Annotated in this window: 16 protein-coding genes; 8 read left to right on the top strand and 8 right to left on the bottom strand. The window is 41.9% G+C overall.

Annotated elements, in window-relative coordinates:
- Positions 1-8: 8 nt before the first annotated feature.
- The gene (odhB, locus tag BST86_RS13200; RefSeq protein ID WP_105983653.1) at positions 9-1,337 is read right to left on the bottom strand and encodes a 2-oxoglutarate dehydrogenase complex dihydrolipoyllysine-residue succinyltransferase; all 1,329 of its coding nucleotides are present in this window, start codon (positions 1,335-1,337) and stop codon (positions 9-11) included.
- A gap of 4 nt (positions 1,338-1,341) precedes the next feature.
- On the bottom strand, positions 1,342-4,098 hold the full coding sequence (locus tag BST86_RS13195; RefSeq protein WP_105983652.1) for a 2-oxoglutarate dehydrogenase E1 component: 2,757 nt from the start codon (positions 4,096-4,098) through the stop codon (positions 1,342-1,344).
- Between the two features lie 111 nt (positions 4,099-4,209).
- Between BST86_RS13195 and BST86_RS13190 the strand changes: the two genes are divergently transcribed.
- Together BST86_RS13190 and BST86_RS13185 are read left to right on the top strand one after the other, a co-directional pair.
- Positions 4,210-4,761 carry an alpha-ketoglutarate decarboxylase gene (locus tag BST86_RS13190; RefSeq protein ID WP_242446537.1) on the top strand — a complete coding sequence of 184 codons (552 nt, stop codon included), beginning with the start codon at positions 4,210-4,212 and terminating at the stop codon, positions 4,759-4,761.
- 219 nt (positions 4,762-4,980) lie between these two features.
- Complete coding sequence (locus BST86_RS13185; RefSeq protein WP_146126768.1) at positions 4,981-6,033, top strand: V-type ATP synthase subunit I domain-containing protein; 1,053 nt, start codon at positions 4,981-4,983, stop codon at positions 6,031-6,033.
- Between the two features lie 40 nt (positions 6,034-6,073).
- On the opposite strand, the gene BST86_RS13180 is transcribed toward BST86_RS13185, so the two are convergent.
- Positions 6,074-6,373: a hypothetical protein gene (locus BST86_RS13180; RefSeq protein ID WP_105983650.1), complete on the bottom strand. Its 300-nt coding sequence runs from the start codon at positions 6,371-6,373 to the stop codon at positions 6,074-6,076.
- Between the two features lie 2 nt (positions 6,374-6,375).
- Positions 6,376-7,359 carry a polyprenyl synthetase family protein gene (locus BST86_RS13175; RefSeq protein ID WP_105984046.1) on the bottom strand — a complete coding sequence of 328 codons (984 nt, stop codon included), beginning with the start codon at positions 7,357-7,359 and terminating at the stop codon, positions 6,376-6,378.
- A 126-nt stretch (positions 7,360-7,485) separates the two neighbouring features.
- On the opposite strand from BST86_RS13175, the gene BST86_RS13170 reads away from it, so the two are divergent.
- From BST86_RS13170 to BST86_RS13155, 4 genes are read left to right on the top strand one after another with little or no spacing between them, the layout of a single operon-like run.
- A complete protein-coding gene (locus BST86_RS13170) occupies positions 7,486-8,100 on the top strand; it encodes a TetR/AcrR family transcriptional regulator (protein ID WP_105983649.1) in 615 nt (204 codons plus the stop codon).
- Positions 8,101-9,486 (top strand): TolC family protein, encoded by a 1,386-nt coding sequence (locus tag BST86_RS13165; protein WP_105983648.1) that lies wholly within the window; start codon positions 8,101-8,103, stop codon positions 9,484-9,486.
- Positions 9,487-9,493: 7 nt separating this feature from the next.
- Complete coding sequence (locus tag BST86_RS13160; protein WP_105984045.1) at positions 9,494-10,666, top strand: efflux RND transporter periplasmic adaptor subunit; 1,173 nt, start codon at positions 9,494-9,496, stop codon at positions 10,664-10,666.
- A 2-nt stretch (positions 10,667-10,668) separates the two neighbouring features.
- Positions 10,669-14,178 (top strand): efflux RND transporter permease subunit, encoded by a 3,510-nt coding sequence (locus tag BST86_RS13155; RefSeq protein WP_105983647.1) that lies wholly within the window; start codon positions 10,669-10,671, stop codon positions 14,176-14,178.
- Positions 14,179-14,332: 154 nt separating this feature from the next.
- Here the strand turns inward: BST86_RS13155 and BST86_RS13150 are convergent, their stop codons facing one another.
- The 3 genes from BST86_RS13150 to BST86_RS13140 all read right to left on the bottom strand — a co-directional run bounded on the left by BST86_RS13150 (position 14,333) and on the right by BST86_RS13140 (position 20,831).
- Positions 14,333-16,600 carry an inorganic phosphate transporter gene (locus BST86_RS13150; RefSeq protein WP_105983646.1) on the bottom strand — a complete coding sequence of 756 codons (2,268 nt, stop codon included), beginning with the start codon at positions 16,598-16,600 and terminating at the stop codon, positions 14,333-14,335.
- Between the two features lie 192 nt (positions 16,601-16,792).
- Entirely contained in the window at positions 16,793-17,986 is a 1,194-nt protein-coding gene (locus tag BST86_RS13145; RefSeq protein WP_105983645.1) for a multidrug transporter, read from the bottom strand.
- Between the two features lie 31 nt (positions 17,987-18,017).
- Positions 18,018-20,831: a TonB-dependent receptor gene (locus BST86_RS13140; protein ID WP_105983644.1), complete on the bottom strand. Its 2,814-nt coding sequence runs from the start codon at positions 20,829-20,831 to the stop codon at positions 18,018-18,020.
- Positions 20,832-20,984: 153 nt separating this feature from the next.
- On the opposite strand from BST86_RS13140, the gene dgt reads away from it, so the two are divergent.
- Together dgt and BST86_RS13130 are read left to right on the top strand one after the other, a co-directional pair.
- Complete coding sequence (gene dgt, locus BST86_RS13135) at positions 20,985-22,313, top strand: dGTP triphosphohydrolase (protein ID WP_105983643.1); 1,329 nt, start codon at positions 20,985-20,987, stop codon at positions 22,311-22,313.
- 218 nt (positions 22,314-22,531) lie between these two features.
- Positions 22,532-22,906, top strand: a complete 375-nt coding sequence (locus BST86_RS13130; RefSeq protein ID WP_105983642.1) for a T9SS type A sorting domain-containing protein — start codon at positions 22,532-22,534, stop codon at positions 22,904-22,906.
- A gap of 3 nt (positions 22,907-22,909) precedes the next feature.
- Here the strand turns inward: BST86_RS13130 and BST86_RS13125 are convergent, their stop codons facing one another.
- Positions 22,910-24,670 carry a 1-deoxy-D-xylulose-5-phosphate synthase gene (locus BST86_RS13125; RefSeq protein WP_105983641.1) on the bottom strand — a complete coding sequence of 587 codons (1,761 nt, stop codon included), beginning with the start codon at positions 24,668-24,670 and terminating at the stop codon, positions 22,910-22,912.
- Positions 24,671-24,692 lie beyond the last annotated feature (22 nt).

The following is a 24,692-nucleotide window of genomic DNA, read 5'->3' as shown; positions in this document are numbered from 1 at the left end:
CAATATTTCTATAGCTCCAATGCCTTCTTGACATCGTTATCCATCAACAGCTCAATGGGATTTTCCAGTGCTTCTTTGATCGCTACTAAGAATCCTACCGATTCCTTACCGTCGATGATTCTGTGATCATAAGAAACCGCTAGGTACATCATAGGTCTTGCAACAATATCGCCATCAATAACCACTGGTCGCTCGATAATATTGTGCATTCCTAGGATCGCACTCTGCGGCGGATTGATAATAGGTGTACTCATCATGCTACCAAAGACACCACCATTTGTGATGGTAAATGTTCCACCAGTCATTTCGTCCACGGTGATCTCACCGTCACGAGCTCTTAGTGCCAGTCGTTTTACTTCTTGTTCTACACCTCTAAAAGATAGGTTCTCTGCATTTCTAATCACGGGAACCATCAATCCTTTAGGTCCTGATACAGCAATGGAAATATCCTTAAAGTCATAAGACACCATCTCCTTACCGTCGATCATAGAGTTCACTGCTGGATACATGTCTAATGCTCTGACCACTGCTTTTGTGAAGAAAGACATAAACCCTAGAGAAACGCCATGCTTAGCTTTAAAGGCGTCTTTATATTCTGTACGCAATGCAAAAATTGCGTGCATGTCTGCCTCGTTGAAAGTGGTAAGCATCGCTGTTTCATTCTTGGCACTTACCAGACGTTCTGCTACTTTTCTACGCAACATAGAAAGCTTGGAACGTGACTCGCCACGTGATCCATTTCCTGGAGTTCCCATAGATGCCTTTCCTTCTGCCTTTACAGCATCGTCTTTAGTGATGCGGCCATCACGACCAGAACCACTAACAGAATTGGTATCAATTCCTTTCTCATCAAGTACCTTTCTTGCAGCAGGACTAGGTGTGCCGCTGGCATAAGTATCTTTGGCCTGATTAGGCTGTGGTGCCTTTTCAGAATTCTTTTTGTCCGCAGTTTTGTCATCTTTTTTGGCGATCTCTTTTTCTGGAGCCTTGCCGCCACCTTCATCACCTTTACCCATGGACGATGGTGCTTTTTTAGCATCTTCTTCATTGCTATCTGCTTCAGACTTTTTGTCTGATGAGCCGCCAGCGTTAGGGTTTTCTGCTTCAGTATCGATAAGGCAAACGACGGCACCTACGGCAACAGCGTCTCCTTCTTCAGCTTTAAGCGTGATGATACCGCTGGCCTCTGCTGGTAATTCCAGTGTGGCCTTGTCGCTATCTACCTCTGCAATGGCCTGGTCTTTTTCAACCCAGTCACCATCGGCAACCAGCCATTCTGCTATTTCTACTTCTGTAATCGACTCGCCCGGTGAGGGCACTTTCATTTCTAGAGCCATAATGCTATTTGTTGGTATTAAATACGTCTTCTATTACTCGTGCCTGTCTAGCTTTGGATCTTGTAGAGCTTCCACTAGCTGGTGCGGCATACATGTTTCTTGAGCACACGCGCCATGTTCTGGTTTCTGGCATGTGCAACATTAAATGGGAATAAGCTCCCATGTTGCGCGGTTCTTCCTGCGCCCATACGACATCCTTGGATCCGTATTTTTTGATCACTTCCTTGATCTGCTCCACCGGTAGCGGGAACAATTGTTCCACACGTACAAGGGCAACATCATTGCGGTCGTGTTCTTCTCTATATTCCAATAGATCATAGTAGAATTTACCACTAGTGAATACTAGGGTTTCCGCTTTCGCGAAAGCGTCACCATCCACATCGATCACTTCTTGAAAATGACCATTGACAAACTCATCAATAGAGCTCACTGCACGTGGGCTTCTCAACAATGATTTAGGAGTAAAAACGGTCAACGGCTTGCGGTAGTTGACCAGCATCTGGCGTCTCAATAGGTGAAACATGTTTGCTGGCGTCGTACAGTTTGCCATCCACATATTGTCCTTAGCACACAATTGTAAATAACGCTCCATTCTCGCACTGGAATGCTCTGCGCCTTGGCCTTCATAACCATGTGGCAATAGCAATACCAGTCCGTTTTGATTTTTCCATTTGTCCTCACCAGCACTGATGTACTGGTCAATCATGATTTGTGCACCGTTTGAGAAATCACCAAACTGTGCTTCCCAAATGGTCAAGGTCTCTGGCTGTGCCATGGCATAACCATACTCAAAACCTACTACTCCATATTCTGAAAGGTGTGAGTTATAGATTTCCATCTTACCTTCTGCATCTAGGAAATTGTGCAGAATAAATTCGTTCTCATGATTCTCGGATTTTACTACCGCATGACGGTGAGAAAAAGTTCCACGTTCCACGTCCTGACCGCTCATTCTTACATTGTAGCCTTCTAGCATCAAGGAACCGTAAGCTAGGTGCTCGCCCATGGCCCAATCCAGTTTGTCCTCATCCCACATTTGCTGACGGGATTCTACAATCTTCTTGATCTTGCGGATGAAGTTTTCATCCTTAGGTAATGTTGATATAGTTTTAGTGATCTCTTCAAGGGTCTTTTTCTTCACGCCAGACTTGACGACCTTCATCATCAATTCTTCATCTGCCGTTTCATAACCTTCCCATTCATCCTGCATGAATGGCGTGATCACCGTGTTTTCTTGTTTTCTGGAAGTGATCAATTGATCCTCTAATTTGTCTTTGTAGGCCTTCTCTAGATCTGCCACTGTATTTTCCTCAATGAATCCAGCTTTCAACAATTTATCTGCATAAATATCTCGCGGATTCTCATGCTTGCTGATGGCTTTATACAATTGTGGTTGCGTGAATCGTGGCTCGTCACCTTCATTGTGACCGTATTTTCTATAACCCAACAGGTCGATAAATACATCACTCTGAAACTGCATTCTATATTCAAATGCAAAGTTCATGGCGTGTACCACAGCTTCTGCATCGTCTGCATTGACGTGAAGTACAGGCGATAAAGTCACTTTAGCAATGTCAGTACAATAGGTGCTTGATCTAGCATCCAGATAATTTGTAGTAAAGCCTACCTGGTTGTTCACCACTAGGTGAATGGTACCAGCGGTTTTATAGGCATCCAGTTTTGCCATTTGCACCACTTCATAAACTACACCTTGCCCTGCGATCGCCGCATCACCGTGCAGTACGATAGGCAATACTTTAGAAAAGTCGTCTGGCGTATGCATGTCTTGTTTTGCTCGCGCAATACCTTCTACTACGGCGCCTACGGTTTCTAAGTGTGATGGGTTGGGAACAATGTTGATGTTGATTTGATTCCCATTATCGGTTTTACGTTTGCTGGTATAACCTAAGTGATACTTAACGTCACCATCAAAAATATCCTGCTCGTAATCCTTACCATCAAATTCTGAAAAGATATCAGACACCGGCTTGCCGAAGATGTTACTCAACACATTCAAACGACCACGGTGCGCCATTCCCAGCACAAACTGATTCACGCCTTTATCTGCAGCGTTTTCAATCAAGCTGTCCAATGCAGGAATCAACGACTCGTTCCCTTCTAAAGAGAAACGTTTCTGTCCTACGTATTTTGTATGCAAAAAGGATTCAAAAGAAACTGCTTCATTAAGCTTCTTAAGAATCTGTAATTTTTGGGATTTATCAAAATCTGGGTGATTGTTGTTTCTATGCAACCAGCTCTGTATCCATTTGACCTGCTCTGGAGAACGCACATACATATATTCTACACCGATACTGTCACAATACACTTGCTTCAAGTGATTGACAATATTCTTCAAGGTGGTTTTACCTAAACCGATCAATTCGCCAGATTCAAACTCTGTATTCAAATCTGCATCAGAAAGTCCAAAGTTGGATAGTTCTAAAGTAGGCTCGTATTTGCGACGTTCCCTTACTGGGTTTGTTTTGGTAAATAAGTGACCACGAGTCCTGTAGCCATCAATAAGCTGGACCACCTCAAATTCCTTGCGCATCTTTTCAGACACGTCCACTGTTTTGGTCTCGCCTCTATCTTCATAAACTACCTGTACTTCACCATCACCAGCAGACTCCATTCCAAAATCAAAGCCTTGGAAAAATGCGCGCCACGATGGCTCCACGCGGTCTGGATTGATTAGATATTCATCGTAAAGTTGTGCAAAGAATGCAGTGTGTGCTGCATTTAGAAAAGAAAATTTATCCATAAATCTATCGGGAAAAGTCCCGTTTTCGATAATTACAGCAAAAGTAAAGAATTGGCTTTGTACGGCATAGCGTTTTGTATATTTATAACGATTGCACTATAACTTCAGACAATGGCTTCTATTTTTTCTAAAAATCTGATAATCACTTTACTTTTTGGGATCTCGATTTGCAGCGGCATGGTTGCTCAAGATGCTGGTTCAGACTTTTGGAATCGCGTGCGTTATGGAGGTAATCTAGGTCTCAATTTTAGCACTGGATACACCGCAATTCAAGTAGCACCGCAGGCAATCTATCAGGTCAATCCATATGTAGGCGTTGGCGTCGGTCTCAATGGTAGTTATGTAAAGCGCAATTTTGATAACCGCAATGGCTTTAACGATGGGCTGGATTTTACCAGCACCATTCTAGGTGGTAGCTTTATCGGTATCTTTCAACCCATTCGTGAGATCCAGCTTAGCTCTGATTTTGAATTGCTTAATGTAAATAGAAATTTTGAGGACGATCAATTTCTCGATGACAATTACTGGGTTCCTGCATTATTCCTGGGCGCTGGTTATTCTAATGGTCCTGTGGTCATAGGCGTTCGCTATGATGTATTGTTCAATGAGGATCGCAGTATTTATAGAAACGGGTTGCAGCCGTTTGTAAGAGTGCTTTTTTAAGAGTTCGCTTTCGCGAAAGCGAAATCATCCTACACATCCCAACTCCTTTCCATGCAGATGCTTCCCATCTCATGATCTCGGTATGTTAATTCGGTTTTAATGCGATAATAATATGTGTTAATTATCAAGCGGTATAGACTTCCACACGCTAGACTTATGATTAAATTAAGGGTAATTCCTACACAATGGTCGTATGTTGCTATTACAAAACCAAAAACTATGAAAAAGATATTTATAACAATGATTGCTGTTTCTCTAGCGATGACAGCATGTAAAGAAGAAAAAACGGATGAGACGCTCGTCATGGAAGTGTATGATGAAGACGACGCAACGGAAGATGATTCTGACGTCGTTGCTGTTGTAACCCGTGAGGATGCCGAAACGATGGCAAACGAAATGAAAACCAATGTAAACGTGGATAAGGATAACAACTTAACCATTACAGGTTTTGAGGAATATGGCCAATTGCAGAATGACATTAAAAATCTTTCTACAAGTCCCAATCTAAGAGACAAGATGAATGGTGAAAAAGCATACGCTTCTTTTGAAACTTTTGTAGCACAAATGCCGGCTTATTTAAAAACTAATCTGGTCATGAAGGAAGTGAAAGACGTAAGAAATAGAATGGATCGTTTAAACGCTACTTTAAGCAATGATAATGCTACAGAAGGTGCTATCAAAAGCCGTATTGCCGATGTAGAAGAAGCGGTGCAGGATCTTAACGAGGAGATTGTGGACATACGCTTAAGTCTTGAAAACGATACTTCCATAGATTATGATGCGTACAGAGATTTTGTAGACAATGTGAATTATGACGATACTGGATATGTGACCATCATCAATTTTGATAATTATGCTAAAGTACAGGATGACCGCATAGCCTTGTACGAAGCTGCAGACGACGAAAAAAATACCTATCAAAAAACCTTGAGAGCGAGTTTTAATGAGATGGTGAATAGAATGCCAGCTTACTTAAAAATTGACGATGTGATGGATGCTGTTGCAGACGTGCAAAAGGAGATGAAAGAGTATGAGATGGAGAAAAACAATGCCGAAACAGACCTTGATGAGAATCTAGAAAACCTAGAGGAAATTGACGAGGCATTATACGACCTAAACAAGGAATTGATCAAGTCACGTAAAAAATATGACGATCAAAAAAGTGATGCTATTGAAGAATTTATGGAAGAATTCAACAGCAATAGCAATCAGACTATGAGTGAGCGTATTAAAGATGCTACTGAAGAATATAATGAAGAGATGAACAATTAAAATTATTGTTGATGATTGGTTTGGGCTGGTACGCCAGCCCTTACTGATTCAATCGATACTTAATTTTGATCCATTCTCTGGATAAGAAACCTAGAACGATTCCATGTTCTAGGTTTTTTTCTTGGACATCGGCGAGATAATAGAGTTGCTTTAGCTTAGGGTCTCGATCTTCAATCGCCTCATTCAACAAGTCGATCAAAGCTCCTAAAAACTCTTGCGGATTATTCTCTACAATCGCATCATAACCAGATCGCTCCAGATCTTTATTCACCTGATTGCGGTACACCATAAAAATGTGATGTTTAGCTTCCAGCTGTTCTTGAATGCGCGCCAGTTCCATGGTTAACTTATTCTAGACGTAAGATCTTGAGAGAACTTTTTCAAGATGGTTTTGTGCTCTTTTTCCATATCGAGTGACTCAACGGTTTTGAGGGCTTTTTGAGTGTAATCTTCAATCGCTTCCAGTGTGCGATTAGCGCCACCACTATTGACAAAAAGTTCTTTTGCTCGGGCCTTTTTATCTTCAATTTCTTGATCAGTCAAGCTGCGGTAATCTTGAGCGAAAAGATCTTTAAGTTCTGCAGCAAAATCTTTGTTGTCAATAGATTTTAAGTACAAGTAGGTCTTCTTGTTTTCTCTAATATCGCCGCCTACTTCCTTTCCAAAAGTCTCTGGATCACCAAAGGCGTCCAGATAGTCATCCATCAATTGAAACGCCATTCCCAACTCGATACCATAGTTGTAGATTTTTTCCTGCTCCACAATATCTTTTTGCGCAATAATCGCTCCCATTTGCAGGGCACAACCCACTAAAACCGATGTCTTGAGCTTGATCATTAATAGATATTCATCAACAGTAACATCATCCCGAGTTTCAAAATCCACGTCATATTGCTGGCCTTCACAAACCTCAAGTGCTGTCTTTGAAAATAGTTTGTTTAGATCATAGAAGGTCTTAGGCTCATAGGATAGAAACTGTTGATAGGCCATGATCATCATCGCATCACCACTCAAAATACCGGTATTGACATCCCATTTTTTATGGACCGTGGCCTGGCCACGACGCAAGTCTGCAGCATCCATAATATCATCATGCAGCAAGGTGAAGTTGTGAAAAACCTCAACCGCTACGGCGGCATCCATGGCGCTAGTGACAGGCGCACCATACATCTGCGCGCTCATCAACGTCATTAATGGTCGCAATCGCTTGCCGCCTAGTTGTAGGATATAATGTACGGGATCGTAAAGCCCGGCAGGCTCTGTTAAAGTTACCTTTTGCTGTAGGTATTCTAGAAATTGGGATCGCAAGTTTTCCATTGATGTCATGGTTTCAAAAATAGGCAAGGTTACATACATCTTCTATGAAAAATAGTCCAATGTTAAATAAATATAAAACTTTGGAAACTTTATTAGTTTTTAAAGTTTCCTAGGTGTACTTTTGCAGCTTCAATTATGGAAACTAAAGAATTAATTTTAACAGAGTCGCTGGACATGTTCATCAACCATGGTTTCAAAAGTGTAACCATGGACGAGATTGCCAACAAGATGGGAATGAGTAAGAAGACGCTCTACACCCATTATAAAAACAAGAGCGAACTGGTCGCAGCCACCTCTCTGCACATGTGTCATCACATATGCAATGGTGTTGAAAAAATCTCTACCTGTGAGGACCGCAACCCCATTGAGGAGCTCTATGAGATCAAGAGCTATGTCATGCGGGAACTCAAAGGTGACAACACCTCTTCTATTTATCAGCTTCAAAAGTACTATCCAGAAATACACAAGCTGGTCAACAAACAGATGTACGATTTTATGGATAATTGCATTTATCGCAATGTAGAAAGAGGCATCGACCTGGGACTTTACCGCGATAATATTGACAAGACCTTTGTTGCACGCATGTATTTTATTGGCATTCAAGGAATAAAGGATATTTCCATTTTTCCAGTAGATCAGTTCCCACAAGACAAACTGTACGATCAATATCTGGAATATCACCTGCGCGGTATCGTCACGCCTACCGGACGTAAAATATTGAACCAACTAACCCAATCAAACCACGACTAAATGAACAGATTATCCTATGTGACGTTGATTTTGATGTTTTTCGCTTTCGCGAAAGCGAACTCACAACAAACCACAACTGGTCTGGAGAGTTATGCTTTCACGCTGGAAGAAGCCATCGATTTTGCGCTCAACAACAACTACCAAGCCTTGAATGCCAAGCGAGATATCGCTGCAGCGCTCAAGCAAAAATGGGAAACTACAGCAACTGGCCTGCCGCAAGTCACTGGTACGGCAGACTATCAAAATCAGCTGAAACAACCCATTACGCCACTACCAGGAGAGATTGCTGGCGGCGAACCTGGAACTTTTGTTCCCGTAGCATTCTCGCCTAGACAGAGTGCTAATCTTACGGCCACTCTTTCCCAGATCATCTTTGACGGTAGCTACATTGTGGCGCTAGAAGCCTCAAAAACGTTTCTGGATTTTTCTGAAAATGCCAATAACAAGACTAAACTGGAAGTGCGCAAAGGTGTCATCAACGCTTATGGTGGCGTGCTATTATCCCAAGAAAACGTAGATATCGTGACCCGCAATCTTGAGACGGTAGAAAAAAATCTCAACGAGACTCGCAAGATTTACGAGAACGGACTTACTGAAGAAGAAGATGTCGAGCAATTACAAATCACATATTTACAGTTGACCAACCAGCTCAATAGCGCGCGTCGACAAACTGAAATTGCGATGAATATGCTCCAACTGGCTTTAGGAATTGATCTTAAGGAAACCATTACCCTAAAAGATGACTTGGAAAGTCTTGCCTTAAAAACCATCGATCCTGCGCTAACCAATGAGAATCTCAACCTGGAGCAAAGTGTGGATTATCAAATTGCTAGAAACCTTTCTGAACAACGCAGACTGGAATACAAACTGGAACGCAGCAAGGCGTTGCCTAAAGTCACTGCCTTTGTGAATTATGGGACGCAAGCATTTGATGATGATTTTGTGTTCTTTAATAGCAACACGCAATGGTTCCAACAGTCCATAGCTGGATTGAGCATCAACTGGCCCGTGTTTACTTCTTTTGGTAGAAAGGCACGAGTGGACCGCGCAAAGATTGCATGGGATCAAGCATTGACAGATCAAGTACGTGCAGAACAAGAAATTGAGTTGGAATATGAACGTGCCGTCAATGAATATCAACTGGCGATAGACACTTATTTCACCAGCAAACAAAACCTGCAGCTCGCAGAGCGCATTGAAAACAAGAACGAAATAAAATTTACCGAAGGTATCGCTACCAGCTTTGATTTGAGACAGGCACAAACCCAACTTTATGAAGCACAAAGCGAGTACCTCAACAGTATGTATCAGGTCATCACTAATAAGGCTGCCCTAGAGACCGTACTCAATACACCAGAATATCTAACCAACAATGACCAAGACTGATTCCATTATGAAAACTAAATATTTATACCTGCTGTTATTGCCTGTAATCGTTGCCTGTGGTAGTGGCGAGCCCAGTGTGGACGAACTTATTGCCAACGGTGATACAGAATCGATCTCCCAAAAGAAAACAGAATTACTCAACCAGAAGAAGGAACTGGAAGATGAGATCAAAGCCATTGAATCCTACCTGGACAAAAACAGTGTAAAAAAAGAAGGATCGCTCGTGAGTGTGGAACCTATTGAGGATACGTTGTTCAACCACTATATCGAACTTCAAGGTAGTGTAGATACTAAACAAAACATCACCGTAAAGGCAGAAACTTCAGGAATACTGCAGCGCGTCTATGTGACTGAAGGTCAAAAAGTCTCTAAAGGACAAACTCTTGCCAAAATTGATGACGGTGGTCTCTCTCAACAGATCGAACAAATGAAAGTCCAGGCGCAACTCGCTAAAACGACATTTGAAAGACAAAAGAGATTGTGGGATCAAAACATAGGGTCTGAAATTCAATATCTACAGGCAAAAGCTAACTATGAATCCCAACAAAACGCGATTAATTCCATGCAACAGCAACTTGCTAAATCTATCGTAAAAGCACCATTTGCTGGAGTAATTGACAATGTAATGACAGAACAAGGCAATGTCGTGTCTCCTGGTATGACAGAACTTTTCAGACTTGTCAACCTAGATAACATGTACATCGAGGTAGAAGTGCCAGAAACCTACATTGCATCCATCAATGAAGGTACTGATGTGCAAATTGAATTCCCGGTTTTGGGTGAAAAAATGGACAGTAAAGTGCGTCAGGCCAGTTCATTTATCAATCCTGCCAACCGTTCGTTTTCTATTGAAGTTCCCGTAAAGAATGAAAAGAAGAACGTGAAGCCTAACCTAACGGCCAAACTAAAAATCAACGACTACACCAATAAAGAGGCCATTTTGATTCCTCTTGCCGTGATTAGTGAAAATCAAGATGGTGAGCAATATGTGATGGTAGCCGTAAATCGTCAATCTGGAGATGATTTTGATACCGCTGTCGCGAAAAGGAAACTGATTAAAACCGGTAAAACAAGCGACAACATGATCGAGATCGTAAACGGTCTGGAAGTAGGCGATGTCATTATCGTTGAAGGAGCACGTAGTGTGAAGGACGATCAACAAATTAGAATAAAAGCATAACAATGGGAAAGAAAAGCGAAAAGGAATTTGGTCTCTCCTCATGGGCGATCAATAATTCCACAGTGATATGGATCATAATAGGCTTGGTTCTCGTGCTGGGAATTCAAGGCTATTTTGCCATGCCTAGAGAAGACTATCCAGAGGTAAAAGAAACGAAAATCTACATATCCAGCGTCTACCCAGGTAACACTGCTGAAGATATTGAGCGGCTCATCACAGAGCCATTAGAGGACAAATTAAAAAACCTCTCTAATGTGGTGGAGATTCTTTCTACCTCACAAGAGGATTACTCCATCATCACGGTAGAGTTTGATGAAAAGGTAAGCGTTGAAGAGGCTAAACAAAAAGTAAAAGATGAAGTTGATGTAGAGACCTCTAATGAGGACTGGCCTACTTTCAATAATGCCAAGATCGAGCCCAACATTTTTGACCTTAAGCTGAGTGAAGAAATGCCTATCATGAACATCAACTTGCGTGGTGATTATACAGTACGTGACCTCAAGGAGTTTGCAGAATACCTGCAGGATGAGATTGAAGGTCTGGACCAGATCAAAGAAGCCAGTATACGTGGTGCTCAAGAACTAGAGGTTGAGGTTGCCGTAGATATCTACAAAATGACGGCAGCTCAAGTGAGCTTTGATAATGTAATCAATGCCGTTTCTGGTGGTAATGCTACCATGAGTGCCGGTAATATCAAAACCGAAAGTCAGCGACGTACCATCCGTATTTTAGGAGAAATTACTCGACCTGACCAGCTGGAAAACTTTGTGGTCAAAAATGAGAAAGGCCCCATTTACCTTACTGACATTGCAGAGGTTCGCTTTCAAGAAGAAGATAAAACAACCTTCGCACGGGAATTTGGTGATCCAGTGGTGATGATTGATGTGAAAAAGCAGTCTGGTAAAAACACCATTGAAGCTGCAGAAAGCATTCGGGAAATCATTGCCGCATCACAAGAAAACGACAGGATTCCAGATGATGTGGAGATCACCATCACGAACGATGGTTCCAGCCGCACGCTCAATCAAGTAGACGACCTTGTAAACAATATCATTTTTGGGGTGATTCTCGTGGTCACGGTGCTGATGTTCTTCTTGGGCTTTAGAAATGCCTTATTTGTTGGTTTTGCGATCCCTATGTCCATGCTTATGAGTTTTATTATTCTAAGCTTTTTAGGATACACCTTAAACACAATGATCCTTTTTGCCATGATTATGGGACTAGGAATGCTTGTGGATAATGGTATTGTAGTCGTTGAGAACGTCTACAGATTGATGGATGAAGAAGGAATGTCACGCATTAAAGCGGCAAAAATTGGTATTGGTGAAATCGCCGTGCCTATCATCATCTCGACATTGACTACCGTGGCGGCTTTTGTCCCAATCGGTTTATGGCCTGGCGTCATGGGAGAATTTATGAAGTACTTCCCTATCACACTTTCCATTGTGTTAGGTAGTTCACTGATAGTGGCCATATTCTTCAACTCCATGTTAGTGTCCAAGTTCATGAGTGTGGACGAGAAAAAGATTCCTTTCACGAACTTGATATACATCACGGCCATCATGGGCGGCATAGGAATACTCATCATGATTTTTGGTGGTGCGATACGTGGTATTGGATCTGTGATGGTGGTGACCGTTATTCTTTTATGGCTTTACAAATACGTGGTAAAAGGATGGACTCTAAGATTCCAGAAGAACACGTTGAAAAGACTGGACAATGCCTATGAGCGCTTTTTGAAATTTGCCTTGAGAGGTAAGAAGCCCTACTATCTTACAGCAGGTATGTTGGTCATGTTTGTAACGGTGTTGTTCCTATACTTTGGTGTATCTGTAGCCAGTGGTAGAACAAAAGTGGAATTCTTCCCAGAAAACAAACCCAACCAGATCATCGTTTATATTGAGTATCCTGAAGGTACCTCTATTGCCAAGACCAATAAGACTACCAAAGAGATTGAAGATGTCGTTTATGAAGTTCTTAATGATCCAGAATACATTGAAGACGGTGAAAACTTCCTCGTAGAAAGCGCTGTTTCACAGGTAGGTGAAGGTGCTGGTAATCCACAAACCGATGGCGGTAGCGCTGCCGAAATGCCTAACAAAGGGAAAATCACAGCTTCCATGCGAGAATACAAATATCGCAATGGAAAAGACAGTGAGGTACTGCGTAAAAAGGTCCAAGAAGCCGTTCAAGGCAAGTTTCCTGGTATCGCTATAAGTGTTGAAAAAGACCAAGCAGGACCACCAGCAGGTTATCCTGTGAATATTGAACTGCAAGGTGAAGATTATGGTGAGCTTATCGCAACGGCTAACCGTATGGTGAAATTCTTGAATGAGAAAAACATCGCACCGGTAGACGAACTTAAAATCGATGTGAACAAAAGCAAGCCTGCTTTACAAGTAAAAGTAGATCGCGAGAAAGCAGGAGAATTAGGCATTAGCGCTGGACAAGTAGGACAGCAATTGCGCAGATCTATTTTTGGTGAAAAAGCTGGTGTCTACAAAAAAGATGGTGAGGACTATGACATCTATGTTAGGTTCAATGACGAGAACCGCTATGATCGCAGCGCGCTATTCAATCAGCGTATTACCTTTAGAGATATGGCGAGCGGTCAGGTGCGTGAAGTGCCTGTAAGTGCAGTGACTACACAAGAGAATGTTAGTGGCTTTAGTGCCATCAAGCACAAGGACAACAAACGTGTAGTAACCGTGTACAGTGCGCTCAAACCAGGTTATACCGATGCTGGCGCCGCTGTGGCACAGATACAGAATGAGATGCTGGATTTTGAAAATCTTCCAGATGATATTAAAATCGACTATACTGGGCAGCTAGAAGAGCAAAACAAGCAGCAAGCCTTCTTGATGACGGCTCTTTTAGGCGGACTGGCTCTGATTTTCTTCATTCTGATCTTTCAGTTTAGCGGTATTTCAAAACCTACCATTATCATGATCTCCATCTTCCTAAGTTTTATTGGAGTATTTCTAGGCTTGATGATTACAGGATGGCCATTTGTGATCATGATGACCATGATGGGAATTATCTCGCTCGCTGGTATTGTGGTAAACAATAGTGTGGTTCTTATTGACTACGTGGACATTCTAAAACTTAGAAGACGTGAAGAGCTGGGAATCGATGATGACAAATACCTTATAAGTAAAGAAGATTCATTTAACGCGATCGTTCAAGCTGGAAAGGCCCGTTTGCGACCTGTATTGCTTACTGCAATCACAACAGTTCTAGGACTTATACCACTGGCCATAGGTTTGAATATTGACTTCTTCTCGCTATTTAGTGAGTTTGACCCTAATATTTACATGGGTGGTGACAACGTGATTTTCTGGGGACCACTGGCCTGGACGGTAATCTTTGGATTATTATTTGCCACATTCCTGACGCTTATCATCATACCAGTATTGCTTTACTTGGTACACAGAGCAAAGCTAAGATTCCGTAGGAAGTTTGGGGATCAACCTGAAGAAGGTGAAGAAATCCCAACCCAAACGGCAGCATAACTTAAAAGTGCTTAAAAAGTAAATCCCAACCGGTTCATGGTTGGGATTTTTTTGTTGTCCTGAATTCGGCAATGTGAGGTACTGTGTTTGTAGCAAAGAGGTGTTGAAGTAGTTCGCTTTCGCGAAAGCGAACCCTATTCAATCCTTACTGCGTTTACTCGCTTTCCTCGTTATCGAACCTACTGGCGTCGTACTCTGAATAGTACTGCTCTGCCACCTGAATGGTTACATTCATAAGGTCTCTGGTCTCGAGCAACAAACCGAAGTATAACGTGGTGTTTTTAGGAGACTCGTCAGTATTCTTTGTGCGCTTGACCTGTTTTTCAATCTTGCTGTCGACCAGTTGTAGCAACTCGCGCTTCTCATATATGATCTTCTCAAGACCGCTAAATTCTTTAGACTTAAAGATCTTTTTAGAGTCGTCAAAAATCTTCTGGATGCGCTCAATGATCTCTTTTAAGTCCTTGATCTGCGTAAACTTAAGGCTCTTGTGATTGTTGTTGATGTGGTCTGTACTGGAACGCGAGATGTATTCTAATGACTGGGAAATGTCTTGTAAATGTCCCAATACGTCGATGTAGAATTTACTTGCACCTATACTTTTTTCATCAAGGTTTTTGATAAAAAAGTAGATATTGTTGCGCAAACCATCAATTTCTACCGCCAGCTTTTTGGTGGCCTTGCGACCCGATTTAAGACTACCCAGATCTTGGGTAATCAATCCTTCCAGCGTGTTGCTATACATGTCTCTGGCGCGTTTGAAGACGGTAGCGACCGTTTCAGAGCTTTCCTCAATGATTCCTTGAATGGTGTTGCTTTCGGCCTTTTGAAGCTCGTCAGTCACCTTTTGTTGTGTCTGTGATCTCTTGTGCATGATAAAACTGCGTGTGATCAAGACCACGGCAAGAACGACCAATCCTATAATAGCATAAAAGCCACCCCAATAAATGATATAAGCAAATATCGCAGCTGCGGTAAACGCGCTAAAGGCAGTAAAGAACCAACCACCTATAACGTTAAGGACTCCAGCAATACGGTACACCGCGCTTTCTGTTCCCCAAGCTTTATCTGCCAGCGAGGTTCCCATAGCCACCATAAAGGTCACATAAGTCGTGGATAATGGTAACTTATAGGATGTTGCCAAAGAGATAAGTATACTCGCCACCATAAGATTCACGGATGCTCTAACGTAGTCAAAGGCCGGTTTGTCTGCATTTTTTGAAACAATTCCCAGCGATGGTGCCTTCTCAAATCTTTTTGAGATGTAGGCACTTGCTTTTGCAGGCATGATGCGTTGAACGCCTTCGGCCGCTAAAATGGAGTAACGTACAAGGTATCTAGACAAGGCGTTAGATTTGAAACGCTCTGTACCGCTGTCTTGTCTCGCGAGGTCTACAGAGGTTTTCACTACCGCTTGAGCTTTGGATGAAAACCATAAGGTCAATACCATTACAACACCCGCGAGTAGTAATAACCATCTCTGGCTAGGCAGTTGACCTGCAAGTGCATCCATGGCAAAGTCTGCTGGTGAACCTGCTGCAGACCATACGTTGTAAGCATCATAAGCACCTATAGGCACACCAATGAAATTCACAAGGTCATTACCGGCAAAAGCCATCGCAAGACCAAAGGTTCCCAAAATGATAATCAATTTATAGATATCCCATTTCAAGACGTACACATAGATCAAACTGAACACCAACCAGAATATGAATCCATAACCTAAAGTGGTATAAACCTCTGTCGTGTAATCAAATATAAAATTAAGCGCGCCCAGGTCTGCACCTTTAAGTCCTTTGACAAGGATGAAGTAATACAAGCTGGTTAGGGAAAGACCACCAAAAATACCGGCCAGAAAAGCGGGTCTTTTGCTATAATTAAAGGTCAACATCAATCGCGATAAAAACTGCACCAGCGCACCTATGGTAAAGGCGATAACCACCGATAGTAGTATACCGCTCACAATCTCTATGGCCGTATCACTAGCGATATACTTGCCCAGATCCAGAAAAGTCTCTGTCTCGCTCTCGCCTATCTTGAGTAACGACATACAAACCGCGGCACCCAGCAATTCAAAAACAATAGAAACCGTAGTGGATGTAGGCAATCCCATACTATTGAAAAAGTCCAACAAGAGGACGTCTGTAATCATCACAGCCATGAAAACGATCATGATCTCGTCAAAATAGAACTCACCTGGATTAAAGATTCCCTTACGTGCCACTTCCATCATACCGCTGCTGGATAGCGCGCCCAGCGCGATTCCCAGACTGGCAATGATCATGATGGTCTTGAAGCTTATGGCCTTGGAACCTATGGCACTGTTCAAGAAGTTTACCGCATCATTACTAACACCAACGACAAGGTCAGTGATCGCCAGACCGGCAAGAATAATGAGCATGTAGATATAAATGTCTCCCATTTTTATAGAAATATTAATCCGCAAAAATGGTCTTTTGCTGGAACTTGTACGTTATGATAAGGTTATAAATATAGGAGTGTTTTAGTTCGCTTTCGCGAAAGCGTATTCCATACCAGCTTTACCGCAATAAAAAAGCTGCCCGTTTGAGGGCAGCTTTCTTTAAATTTACATGCAGGATGTCTTTATTGATACTTAGTTTCTAGTCCAACCTGCACCCCAAGTAGCATAATCTGTACCTGTTGCATTTGCAGAGGTACCTTTTATAACATCAGCTTGAGTTGGTGCTGGGTTTGCGGTTCCTACTCCAGCTTCAAATCCATAAGAATACTCTGTAGTCACGTTTGTAAAGGCTACATCAGTAAACAATAAGTCGTCTGGTATGTTATCGCTTGTTCTAAAGGCAGACTCGTCATCTTCTACTACAACACCTCTACCTGTGTTTGATATTAAGACATTTGTGAAGATCCCGCCAGATCCTGCACGAACTCTAAATGCTCTACTGTTGTCATTGTTACCAACAATACTTACGTTACTCACGGTTGGTCTTGATAGTAAAGAAGTGTCTTCTAGAGAGAAATCTGTATTGAATCCATCCATTTCAAATCCACTGTCTCCATCTGCACTAGCTAGCTGCTCTACATAAACGTTAGACAAGTTACCTCTATAACCTTCTGTCCAGTCAATAGAATCGTCCTCTGCTCCAACTACTGAAACAAAATCAAGATTTACAGTACCACCAAAGAATTCGACACCATCATCAGACCCTAAGTAAACCTGGACGTGATCGATACTTGTTCCATTTCCAACTGCATATAAAGAAAGACCGTTCAATTCTGCATTTCCATCGATTGCTCCACCCGCATATTCAATACGTAGGTAAGAAATAGTTCCAGAATTATCTGCTACTTCATTACCACCATAAGAAAGTTGTCCAACTTCAGAAGTTGCAGTGTCTGTAGAACCAGCAGCAGTCGAATTGATAGGTGCATTTCCTAATATGATCAAGCCACCCCAATCTCCAGATTGAGGATCTGCTGCTGCAGAAGTCAATACGATAGGATTGCTTTGAGTACCGCGAGCATCAATTCTTGCTCCTTGCTGTATTGCGATATACGCATTAACACCTACTGGCTGTGCTTTAAGTGTAGTACCTGCAGGAATTGTAAGCGTAGTACCTCTACTCATCAACAATGGACCATTGATAAGATATTCTGTGTTTGCATCAAGTGTTAAGTTCTCGGTATAGACACCGCTAATATTCACAGCACCACTCGTACCTGTACCGCCATTATTTATGTTGATTACGATATCTGCAGTATCATCGCTCGTACAATTAGTAAGTGCAATAGCAGATAAAAACAGTATTAAAAGTTTATTCAGTTTCATTGCTTCAGTTTTTATTGATTATTTGATTGTTTTAGAATTTATATTTAAGACTCATGCCTAAGTTCACACCAACTTTAAAGCTACTTATGGTAATATCACCACTACTGGTTTCTTCTCTAACATACTCGATGTCAGGATTAAGTAGGTTTTTAGCGCTAAATTTCAGACTTAAGTTTTCAGATAAAGGACTGCTCCATACAAAATCAAGAGTTGTCACTGATTTTTCTACTATATCTCCCAATGAACCAGCACCAATCGCAGAAATACGATCACTAAAATAGGATGCCACTAGTGATGCTGTAGGCTTGTAGGTATTGAAAGTTGGAGTATAGGTCAAGTCTGCATTGAATATAAATGGAGACGCGCCTTGCAGTTCAATCTCATCACGGTCAAAGGACGTGGTATAAGTCACGTTATCTCCTGATATATTTTTAAGATCCTGAGTGGTATGCGTATAAGCCATGTTAAGGCCAGCAACTAATACATTGTCATCCTCTTGATCTTTGATGACTCCAATTCTAGTTTCCAATTCAACACCTACAACATCTGCACTATCACCAGTCCTGAAATAACGCTGTGTCCCAGTAGCATCTGCTGCAACAACTCTGTTGACAGGATCGTTAATTTGTTTGTAAAAACCTCCAACAGACAGCACTTCTGACTTATTGAAAAACCATTCAAACTTTAAGTCAACATTGTTAATGGTTGAGTAAGTTGGGCCGCTGCCATCTCTACCACCAAGTAAGTCTGGGTTACCACCATATCTAACGGTTACATCTTCATAGACAAAAGGTGCCACTTCTTTAAACTCTGGTAATGAGGCTGTCTGACTGTATGATCCTCTCAAGTTGATATCATCAGTTAAGGCATATTTCAAGTTCAAGCTAGGTAACAAGATGTTTTCATAAACACTTCTCAAGCCTGGATCATTAGGTGGTAAATTCACTACGTCGTAAGTAATACTTTGATCCCACGTTTCAAAGCGTAATCCTGGGATTACTAATAATTTACCTATGTTGATTTCTGCATTTGCGCTAACACCTTGGTAGCTCATCTCACCGTTATAGATATTTTCTGGCAGTCCTGGAACATTCGTGTTTCCAATTTCATTAGAAATAGGATTGAGTACTACAGTATTATAAACACCATTCCCATCTGTATTTAGGTTATTCAAGTTGAAGATCGCATCAAGATTATTGACGTCAAGAACTGGAACGTCGCTTCCATTAAGTTCTACCTCATACCCATATCTATAAGACGTAAAATCTCTCTCCTTTACCTTACCGCTATAGCGCAGATTAAGCTTGACTTTATCATTTAATTTTTTCTCTACGTTAAGGAAACCAGTCCATTCGTCATCCTGAACTGCCTGAGTAAATCTCTGGTTATCAAAGGCAATGTTTGAGAATAAATTTGGATTTGTTGTAGGGTCATTATCAAGGGCAAACTGATAATCCTCAAGCGTATTTCTACGTCTGTCTGGTTCGTCAGAAAAAACTTTGTTGTACGCAGCTCCCCAATTGATTGTCCAACTATCTGTCACTTCATGCTCACCTAATAATTGGGTTACGTGAACTCTGTCTTGGTTGAACTGTGTGTTTCTTACAAAATATCCATCTTCACTATCGTTAGCATCACGATTAAAACCTAAACCATTGATACCATAATTAGAAACCTCATTTGCTGATTTGTTTACAAACAAATTCACCAACTTAAATCGATTATAGCTATCAATACTAAAATCAATGTTAGCCTGTGCGGTAGTTCTTGCCGTATAACTAAATTCTTCGACTGCAGGAAAGTCCACCTTTAGAACGTTTGTATAATCGCGCGCTACACCAGTCTGGAAATAAGAACCATTAGAAAAACTTGCAGATCCATAAATACTCAATCTCATATCGTTATTAAACTTAATGGTATGACCACCATCAATACTCGCGTCAATGTTCACTGGAGCATATCCATCTACTGGATCAAGACCATGGGATAATAAAACAGCAAATGGATCATTGTCATATTTATTGTAGTAACCAAAGAAACTCGCGCCATCCATTCTTAGAAAATCCTCTCCTATGGCATTAGTATTTGCACCACTTCCCAGTGAAATGTTGATGAAACTATTACCCGTATGTTTTTTAGATCTTACATTCACATTTCCTGCAGAAAAATCTCCAAAGAAACGGACGTCATATGCCTTACTCACATCAATACTCTCAATAACATCAGAAGAGAAAATATCAAGATCAATGTTTTTTTTATTCACATCAGTTGATGGAAGTGATAAACCATTTAAGGAGGAGTTTTGGTAGCGGTCACCTAAGCCTCGAACATAAACATTGCTGCTGCTTTCCTGTTTTGATACTCCAGATATTTTTGCAACTGCTCCAGAGGCATCACTTACCCCTTTTTGAGAAAGCTCTTCTGCACCAATAGACTGTACGATCGTTACTGATTTCTTTTGCTCTTGTAGCAAAGCCTCTGCGCTCTCGCGGGATTTCGTCACTGTTATGGATACCGCATCTAGAGATGCAGCCTCTGCACTCATCGCTACATCAACGGTTGTGGTAAATCCGTTTCTCACGACCACATCTGGGATCTCCACTGTCTTCATACCTACAAAGGAAACTACAAGAGTGTAAGTTCCTGCAGGAGCTGTGATGGTATACTTACCATCAATATCTGATTGAGCGCCATAGTTAGTGCCCTTTAATACCACAGACGCAAACGACACTGGTTCATCTGCAGTTTGAGAATCTTTGTCTGTAAGCAACCCATTTACCTTACCTGTTTGGGCAGAAGCCACCACAGTTATAAAAAAAGATAAAATGAAAATCAATCTGTTCATTACGCTTCGTTTTGAGGTTACAAAAAAACAATCTTAATGCACTTGGATAGGTTATTACAGTATTAGCTTTATGATCGGGATTGTTAAGAAACGGTTAAGCCATGTTATGCTCTTGATTTACCTCATGGTACTTATCTTGCAACAAAAAATAATATGAACTGGCTACAGCTCCTTTCCCTTAAAAAACATGGCGATACCATGCCCAGGCACAGAAAGGATCAGGACGATTTGCGACTGGGATTTGAGGTGGATTATGACCGTATTATTTTTTCCTCACAGTTCCGCAGCCTGCAGGATAAAACGCAGGTAATTCCTTTAAGCCAGACGGGTTTTGTGCATACGAGGTTGACGCATAGCTTAGAGGTTTCGGTAGTAGGGCGATCCTTGGGTCGTATGGCTGGAAAGCACCTGCTGGAAAAGCATCCAGAATTACAGGAAAACGGGTATCAGCATCAAGATTTTGGCGCCATTGTGGCAGCAGCAGCGCTAGCTCACGATATAGGAAATCCACCCTTTGGTCACAGTGGTGAAAAGGCTATAGGCAGTTATTTTGCCAATGAAAAGGGAAATGCTTTAATGAGTTCGCTTTCGCGAAAGCAACAACAAGACCTGCTTGATTTTGAAGGAAATGCCAATGGATATCACCTACTTAACAAAACGGTAGCTGGATCTCCAGGTGGTCTTAGACTTTCATATGCGACCTTAGGAGCTTTTGTGAAATACCCGAAAGAGTCTTTGCCAAAGAAGCCCACCACACACATATCTCAAAAGAAATATGGGATTTTCCAGGCAGATGTGGAACATTTTAACGATGTCGCTCTAGAACTAGGACTTAATTCCACAGATGAAAATCAGCCATTTCATCGCCATCCATTGACCTATCTGGTTGAGGCTGCAGATGATATTTGTTACACCATTATTGATTTTGAGGATGCCATCAACTTAGGCCACATTGCCGAAGATCATGCACTGGAACTGCTCATCAATCTGGTACGTGACAACATAAAAACGGAAACCTACACGGCCCTGACCACCACGGCTGATCGCATCGCATATTTAAGATCTCTCGCCATCGGTAGCTTAATAACGGATTGCGTAAATGTGTTTATGGAGAGGCAAGATGCTTTATTGACTGGCAGTCTCACTACATCTCTTACAGATTTGTCCAGGTTCAAGCCACAAATTGAGGACATACTTTCCATTACCAGAGAGCAACTGTACCGCCATCCAGATGTGGTGGAAAAGGAAATTGCGGGATACAAGATATTGACATCTATCCTTGACGCCGTGATCACAGCAAGTGTCAATCATTTGAATAGTCAAGTCTCCAGTTATGATCGATTGATTTTGGAAATTTTGCCCGCATCGGCATTAGTTTCAGAAGATCTATACGACAGATTACTAGCGGCTTGCTGTTATGTAGCATCACTCACTGATACCAAATCTTCCCGATTATTTCACATCATCAACGGGAAAATTTAACGATCAACTTGTAATCACTATAAATTAATCGGCTCCAAATAAAATTTTAGTCAATTTCTTAAAAAGAGGGCTTAAACTGTTGCTTTCCTCTTCTCTAATCTGCTTGAAAACATAATTTAGTTATGGTACATTAAAATTGAAATAATAAGTCTTTCTAACTTTTTTCCACCAATGATTTTGATAGCGCGAGTCCTACCTGGACACCTTCTATCAACGGTATGACTAATGTTCCTGTTTACGACTTAGACTTAAGAACTGCAGACAATACCGTTCTAGCGACCACACATGGAAGAGGCTTATTTACCGGTAAGTTCACTGCAGATACTGCCAGCATCACGGCGCCTTTGGATGAAAATCAGTTAAAGGTGTTTCCAACTCAAGCCACCTCAGAGATATTTATTTCTACTAAACTGAACTACAACAACGCAGATGTTACCATTTTCAATCTTAATGGCCAGCAAGTGTATCAGCAAAAGAAATCCTTGTCTTCCAGCCGTCAACGCATTGACGTTTCTGGATTAAGCACTGGATTGTATCTATTGAAGGTGCACGGCAACGGCATCGACCAGACCGTCAAATTCGTTAAGGAGTAATAATTATAGGCTTTTGATAAGGCTCAACAAGGTCCCACGATCGATTTCTGCTATTTGTTGCAGGTCGCTTGTGGGACCTTGTTCTATAAAAGAATCTGGTAAACCTAGTTTATGGATGGATCCTTTGTACGCTTTCGCGAAAGCGTAATCTCCAACAGCACTACCCATTCCACCTACCATGGTGCCATCCTCAATCGTGATAACATGATCATGATTTTCAAAAACTTCATCCAGCTGACTCTTATCCAACGGCTTTAAAAACCTTAAGTCTACGTGCGTGACTTCGAGCTTTTCTGTTTCTATCAGCTCCTGTACCATTACTCCTATCGTGCCTATACTAATAACCACAATGCGATTGCCAGTAGTTAATAATCTAGACTGGCCTATTTCCAGTTTTGAAAAGGGTCGTTGCCAGTCCATAAGATGACCGCGACCTCGCGGATAACGTATAGCAATAGGAAAGCCCAAGCCCAATTGTGCAGTGTACATCATATCGCGCAGCTCAATGGCGTCCATAGGTGCAGCGATGGTCAAATCTGGAATACAATTAAGAAAGGCAAGATCAAAGGCACCGTGATGCGTCGCTCCGTCTTGGCCTACCAGACCAGCACGATCCAGACAGAAAACGACCGGCAACTTTTGCAGTGCCACATCGTGTATCACCTGATCGTAGGCGCGCTGTAAAAAGGTGGAATAAATATTACAAAAAGGAATCAGTCCTTGGGTTGCCATTCCAGCTGCGAGCGTGACCGCATGTTGCTCTGCAATGCCTACATCAAAAGCACGATCTGGATAGGCATCCATCATTATTTTCATGGAGCTACCCGTAGGCATGGCAGGAGTGATACCAACGATCCTTTCATTTTGCTGGGCAAGTTCTACTAGCGTATGCCCAAATACATCTTGAAATTTAGGCGGTAACTTACTGTCATCTTTGGCAGGAATGTCGCCGGTAATTTTATCAAACTTTCCAGGAGCGTGGTACCGCACTTGATCGAGTTCAGCTTGTTTGAGGCCTTTGCCTTTTGTGGTTCGCACATGCAACAGTCGCGGCCCATCAAGAGTTTTTTGCCTTTCTAATTCCTTGATCAAGGCTGGTAGATCGTGCCCATCGATGGGTCCTGAATAATCAAAATTGAGCGATTCAAAAATGTTATCGCGACCTGTTTCTTTACCGCTTTTGGTTTTAGTCAAATAATCTTTGAGCGCACCAACCGCTGGATCAATCCCTATCGCATTGTCATTAAGAATCACGAGCAAATCGGCACTGCTCACACCGGCATGGTTGAGCGCCTCAAAGGCCATACCGCTGGCAATACTCGCATCGCCCACCACGGCAATGTGTTTACGGGATTCGGCTTTTAATTGGCTCGCCATCGCCATTCCTAGCGCAGCGCTAATGGCTGTAGAACTGTGGCCTACACCAAAGGTATCGTACTCACTTTCAGATCGTTTTGGGAAACCAGAAATACCACCTAGTTCACGATTAGTGTGAAACACATCGCGCCGACCCGTCAATATTTTATGCCCATAAGCCTGATGACCTACATCCCAAACCAGCAGATCTTGCGGTGTATCAAACACATAATGTAACGCAATGGTAAGCTCGACAACGCCTAAACTAGCGCCCAGATGACCTTCCTTTGCAGCCACAGCGGCGATGATAAACGCTCTCAATTCTTGAGCTAGAATGAGGAGTTCGCTTTCGCGAAAGCGTCTTAAATCAACCGGTGAATCAATCTGGGAAAGTAGGTCTTGTGCCATGATTCAAAGGTAATTCTTATTG

It is taken from the genome of Nonlabens agnitus (assembly GCF_002994045.1).
GTDB classification, from domain to species: Bacteria; Bacteroidota; Bacteroidia; order Flavobacteriales; family Flavobacteriaceae; genus Nonlabens; species Nonlabens agnitus.
The sequence above is the reverse complement of the archived record's forward strand: the minus strand, read 5'-3'. Positions and strand labels throughout refer to the sequence as shown.